This window comes from Brevundimonas denitrificans (assembly GCF_030160755.1).
Lineage (GTDB): Bacteria > Pseudomonadota > Alphaproteobacteria > Caulobacterales > Caulobacteraceae > Brevundimonas > Brevundimonas denitrificans.
Window position 1 is genome coordinate 1 of sequence record NZ_BSOY01000103.1, and the last position, 5,451, is coordinate 5,451.

4 protein-coding genes and 1 pseudogene are annotated in these 5,451 nt (G+C 70.4%); 3 read left to right on the forward strand and 2 right to left on the reverse strand.

The window, feature by feature from the left end; translation table 11 throughout:
- From QQJ79_RS14540 to QQJ79_RS14550, 3 genes and pseudogenes are all read left to right on the forward strand, one after another.
- A pseudogene (locus QQJ79_RS14540) lies at positions 1 to 488 on the forward strand (ABC transporter permease); the annotation flags it as partial.
- 9 nt (positions 489 to 497) lie between these two features.
- Complete coding sequence (locus tag QQJ79_RS14545) at positions 498 to 1,127, forward strand: YdcF family protein (RefSeq protein WP_284223639.1); 630 nt, start codon at positions 498 to 500, stop codon at positions 1,125 to 1,127.
- Between the two features lies 1 nt (position 1,128).
- Positions 1,129 to 1,899: a lysophospholipid acyltransferase family protein gene (locus tag QQJ79_RS14550; protein WP_284223640.1), complete on the forward strand. Its 771-nt coding sequence runs from the start codon at positions 1,129 to 1,131 to the stop codon at positions 1,897 to 1,899.
- Here QQJ79_RS14550 and pdeM read toward each other — a convergent pair.
- Positions 1,838 to 2,569: a ligase-associated DNA damage response endonuclease PdeM gene (gene pdeM / locus QQJ79_RS14555; RefSeq protein ID WP_284223641.1), complete on the reverse strand. Its 732-nt coding sequence runs from the start codon at positions 2,567 to 2,569 to the stop codon at positions 1,838 to 1,840. The two genes, QQJ79_RS14550 and pdeM, sit on opposite strands and share 62 nt — an antisense overlap.
- Positions 2,566 to 5,130, reverse strand: a complete 2,565-nt coding sequence (locus QQJ79_RS14560) for a ligase-associated DNA damage response DEXH box helicase (RefSeq protein ID WP_431307606.1) — start codon at positions 5,128 to 5,130, stop codon at positions 2,566 to 2,568. The genes pdeM and QQJ79_RS14560 overlap by 4 nt, the downstream gene beginning before the upstream one ends.
- Positions 5,131 to 5,451: the final 321 nt, after the last annotated feature.

Here is a 5,451-nt window from a genome sequence, read left to right on the forward strand (position 1 = left end):
GCGCCGTGACCCTGGGCCGGGCCCTGGCCGAGGCCGGGCTGGACGCCACCATCGACGACCACAGCCTGTGGCGCGGCGAGGTCGAACGGTCGGCGGGCCTGATCACCCTTCTCGCCGCCGCCGCCTTCCTGCTGACCGCGGGCGCGGCCGGGGCGGCCGTCGCCTACGCCACCCGCGCCGGGATGGCGGCCCAGTCGGGCGTGATCAGCACGCTCAGCCTGAACGGCGCTTCCGACAGCGCCATCGCGGGTCTGTTTCAGCTCCGCTACGGCCTGCTGGCCGCCGGGGCCGGGGCCATGGGGGCGGTGGTCGCCATGGCCCTGGTCGCGGGCCTGCGCTTCCTCGGCGGGGCCGAGGGGGTGACGCCCGCCCTGCCGCTGGCCTGGAGCGACCTGCTGATTCTCTCGCCTTGTCCGCTGCTGGCGGCTACGGTGGCGCTTGTGGCCGCGCGATTCACCGCGCTGGCGCGGCTGAAGCAGGGTCACTAGGTTAAGCGCATGAAGTTTCTGACCTTCATCGCCATTCTGGTGCTGATCTGGACGATCGGCCTGTTCGCCTTCGCCGATCGCGTGCGCGGCTTCACGCCCGCGCCCGAGCCGGCGCGCGCCGACGCCATCGTCGCCCTGACCGGCCCCTCGGCCGAACGGGTCAACGCCGCCATCCGCCTGCTGGAACAGGACAAGGGCCAGCGGGTGCTGATCTCCGGCGTCAATCGCGAGGTCCGCCGTCAGGAACTGCGCGCCCTGACGCCGGGCTCCAACCGCCTGTTCAACTGCTGCGTCGACCTGGGCTTCGAGGCCGAGGACACCGTCGGCAACGCCCAGGAGATCGCCGCCTGGGCCGAGGCCAAGGGCTATGACAGCCTGATCGTGGTGACCTCGGACTACCACATGCCGCGCGCCCTGACCGAGATCCGCGCCGCCGCGCCGGGGATCGAACTGACGCCCTATGCGGTCGAGACCCCGTCGCTGGACAATTCCCGCTGGTGGAAAGCCGCCGTCACCGCGCGGCGGATGACGCTGGAATATATGAAATATCTCGCCGCCCTGGCCCGCGCCACGGTCGGCGGCGGTCGCGCCGACACGACCGAAGCTCCAGCCGACGCAGCGGCTGAAAAGGCCGCCTGACGTGACCACGATCCGGTCGCTGCTGTTCGTCGCCTGGCTCTATCTGTCGATGGCCCTGTTCGCCGTCGGCCTGTCGCCGGCGCTGCTGATGCCCTACCGCCAGTCGATGTGGGTGATCCGCAGCTGGTCGAAATTCTGCCTGTTCGGCCTGCGCTGGATCGCGGGGGTCAAGGTCGAGTTCCGCGGGCTGGAGCATCGCCCGACCGGCGCGGCCCTGATCGCCGGCAAGCACCAGTCGATGCTGGACGTGATCGCCCCGTTCGCCGTCCTGCCCGACAACTGTTTCATCATGAAGCAGGAGCTGGCCCCCCTGCCCTTCTTCGGCTGGTTCGCGACGAAGACGAAGATGATCGCCGTCGACCGCTCCGCGCATTCGAAGGCGCTGAAGGACATGGTCAAACAGGCCCGGGCCCGGTTCGCCGAGGGCCGCCAGATGCTGATCTTCCCCGAAGGCACCCGCGCGCCGGTCGGCGCCCCCGCCGACTACAAGCCCGGCATCGCGGCCTTGTACCGCGACCTCGACTGCCCCTGCACCCCGATGGCGACGAACTCCGGGGTTCACTGGCCCGCGCACGGCTTCCGGCGCTATCCGGGGACGGTGGTCTATGAATTCCTGCCGGCCATCCCGGCGGGGCTGAAGCGGGCTGAGTTCATGGAGCAGCTGGAGGAACGGATCGAGGGGGCGTCGAACGCCCTGCTGGCAAGGGACCCTATCGCAGCGTCTCCCATGCCAGCGCGTGCACCCGATCCCGTCCCAGCGCCGCAGCCATAGGCGGCTCCGCGAACAGGCCCGCGATCGCCGGATCCCTCACGTCCAGCCCGCCCGTGAACGCCCCGAAGGCCGGCAGGACCGCGCGCCGTCCGTCCGTTACGAAACACGGCCGCCGCACCCCCCGTCCATGGGCCGCGACCCGCGCCGCCGGGTGCAGATGGCCGGCGATCTCGCCGGGTTGCACGCTCGGCTGGGGCTCATGAATCAGGCGCAGGGAGCCGAGCGCCATGGTCTCGACCACCTCGCCGACCAGGTCGTCCATGGCCCCCGCGAGCGCGGCGATGTCATGGTTGCCCTCCAGCCAGATCCAGTCGCGGCCCGCCGCCAGCCGGTCCAGCCGCGCCTTGTCGTCCGCCGCCATCCGCCCCACCGACCTCGCGTCATGGAAGCTGTCGCCCAGAAGGACCACCGCCGCCGGCTGCAGGGCGTCGATCTCGGCTTCGAGCCGGTCGAGGGTGGCGCGGCTGTCATAGGGGGGCAGCATCTGGCCGCGGGCGGCGAAAGCCGAGCCCTTCTCCAGATGCAGGTCGGCGGCGATCAGGGTCCGGTGGTTCAGCACCCACAGGGCGCCCGAGCAGCGCAGCACGCACGGTTCGCCCTCGATATGAACCCGCAGGCCGCCGCTGGGGCATCGGGCGGGGGACAGGGCCTGTCTGAGGGCCGCGTTCATTCCGCCCCCGCCAGTTCGGGCGGCGCATCCGCCATCACCTCGGCGATCAGATCGGCCTCGTCGAAGCCGTAGGCCGACGCGTCGAGGATCATCTCCGCCGCCTGGCCTCCACCGACCCGTTCGCGCCCGATCTGGACCAGCACCGGCACGCAGAAGGGCGACGGCCGCTCCAGCGGCACATGGCGGATCTGGCCCTTGATGCGCGTCAGCAACTGCCCCAGCCGCGCCACGTCCAGCAGACCCGCGGCCGCATCGGCGCGGGCGGTCTTGAGCAGCAGGTGATCAGGCTGGTGGCGGCGCAGCACGTCGTAGATCAGGTCCGTCGAGAAGGTCACCTGCCGTCCCGTCTTCTCATTGCCCGGCTGGCGCTTCTCGATCAGGCCGGAGATCAGGGCGCAATTGCGGAAGGTCCGCTTCATCATGAAGCTCTCGGCCAGCCAGCTCTCCAGATCGTCGCCCAGCATGTCGGGCTCGAACAGGGCGCCGAGGTCCAGACCGTCCATCGGCTTGATCGACCAGATGGCCAGCGAATAGTCGGTGCAGACGAAGCCCAGCGGCCCGACCCCGAGTCGATCCAGCCGCCGCGTCAACAGCATGCACAAGGTCCCGTGCGCCAGCCCGCCCTCGAACGGATAGGCGACGAGGAAATGCCGGCTGCCGCGCGGGAAGGTCTCGACCAGTAGCGTCTCCGCATCCGGGATCACCGACCGCGCCGCCTGCAGCTCCAGCCACTCCTGCACGTCGGGCGGCAGGACGCGCCAGTGGTCGCGGTCCTGGATCATGGCCCGGACCCGGTCGGCGAGGGAGGTCGACATGGGGAATTTCGACCCGCCCCAGGACGGGATCTTGGGGTCCTTGTCCTGGGCGTGGGTGACGAGCGCGTCCATGCCGTTGATGCCCTGGAAGGCCCAGACCTGGCCGGCGAAGACGAAGGTGTCGCCGGGCGACATCTGCTCGAAATAGTTCTCCTCGGCCTCGCCGACCTTGCGCCCGCCGATCAGCTGTTTCGAGGCGCCGCCCAAAGACGCCCCCCGCCGCGAGGCGATGCGCACATTCAGGGTCGCGGCGGCCACGATCGTCCCGACATTCATCCGGTGCCGCTGGGCCGTCTGGGCGTTGCGCACCGTCCATTTGCCGTCCCGCGTCCGGACGATCCGCGCGAACCGCTCATAGGTGCGCAGGGCGTAGCCGCCGGTGGCGACCAGATCGACGACCTCCTCGAACTGCTCGTAGGTCAGCCCGCGATAGGGGCCGCAGCCGGTGATCTCCGTATACAGATCATCCATGGCGAACGGTTCGGAACAGGCGCAGCCCATGACGTGCTGGGCCAGGGTGTCGAGCGTGCCCGTATGCACCGGCTCCCAGTCGAAGGCGTTCGCGGCCACCGCCTCGCGCGCGGCCTGGCATTCCAGCATCTCGAACCGGCTGGCGGGCACCATCAGGGCGCGGGACGGCTCGTCGAGCCGGTGGTTGGCCCGGCCGATCCGCTGCACCAGACGCGAGGCCCCCTTGGGCGCCGCCAGCTGGATCACCAGGTCGACGTCGCCCCAGTCGATGCCGAGATCCAGCGTCGAGGTGCAGACCACGGCCCTGAGGTCGCCCCGCGCCATCGCCGCCTCGACCTTGCGCCGCTGCTCCGCCGCCAGAGACCCGTGGTGCAGGGCGATGGGCAGGTCGTCCTCATTGATGGCCCACAGCGACTGGAAGACGAACTCCGCCTGCCAGCGCGTGTTGACGAAGATCAGCGTCATGCCCGAGCGCTTCAGCGCCTCATAGACCTCGGGGATGGCGTGCTGGCCGGTGTGGCCGGCCCAGGGGACGTGGCCTTCGGAGACGAGGACATCGATCACGGGAGGCGCGCCGGGGTCGCCGCGGACGATGGTGACGTCGCGGTCTACCCCTCCACCATGCTTCGCATGGTCCCCCTCCCCATCGCTTCGCGACAGGGAGGAGACAGGACGCGCCGTCCCCTCCCCATGAAATGGGTAGGGGGACCGCGCAGCGGTGGAGGGGCGCCCCGGCCTCAGCCACCCCGCGATCATCTCCGGATCGTCCACCGTCGCCGACAGCGCCACCCGCCGCATCCCCGGCGCGAACTGTTGCAACCGACCCAGCCCGAGCGACAGCAGATCCCCCCGCTTGCCGCTCCAGATGGCGTGGACCTCGTCCAGCACCACGCATTTCAGATCGGCGAAATACTCGCGCGCGCCGTCCCAGGCGCAGAACAGGGCCAGCTGTTCCGGCGTGGTCAGCAGGATGTCCGGCGGAAACTCGCGCTGCCGCGCCTTCTTCGACTGTTTCGTATCGCCGGTGCGGCTCTCGACATGGATGTTCAGCCCGATCTCGCGGATCGGCGTCATCAGATTGCGCTCGACGTCGGTCGTCAGCGCCTTCAGCGGCGACAGATAGAGGGTGTGAACCCCCGACCCCGGCCCGAACGCCGGCCTCGGCCCCCGCTCCGCCAGCTCCACCAGCGACGGCAGAAACCCCGCCAGCGTCTTGCCGCCCCCGGTCGGCGCGACCAGCAGGGCGTGCGACCCCGCCTCGGCCGCCGCGATCATCTCCAGCTGGTGCCGTCGCGGCGACCAGCCGCGCGACGCGAACCAGTCGGCGAACAAGGGCGCCAGTTCCTGGGGCGAAAGCGTTGCGGGAGCGGGCGGCGGCGTCACATCGCGCCTATAGCATGTTCCCGTTCCGTTTCACGTCCCGAACCGCTATCTATCGGTCGTGTCCACCGACTCCCTCACCTCAGCCTCCGCCCTGACCGGCGCCGAGCCTTGGCTGGCCCTGCCGCCGGCGCTGGCCATTCCGCCGGGCGCGGGCGCGATCTGCGACGCCGACGGCCCGAGGAAGATCGGGCGCGGCGCGGCCGAGGGCGCCTT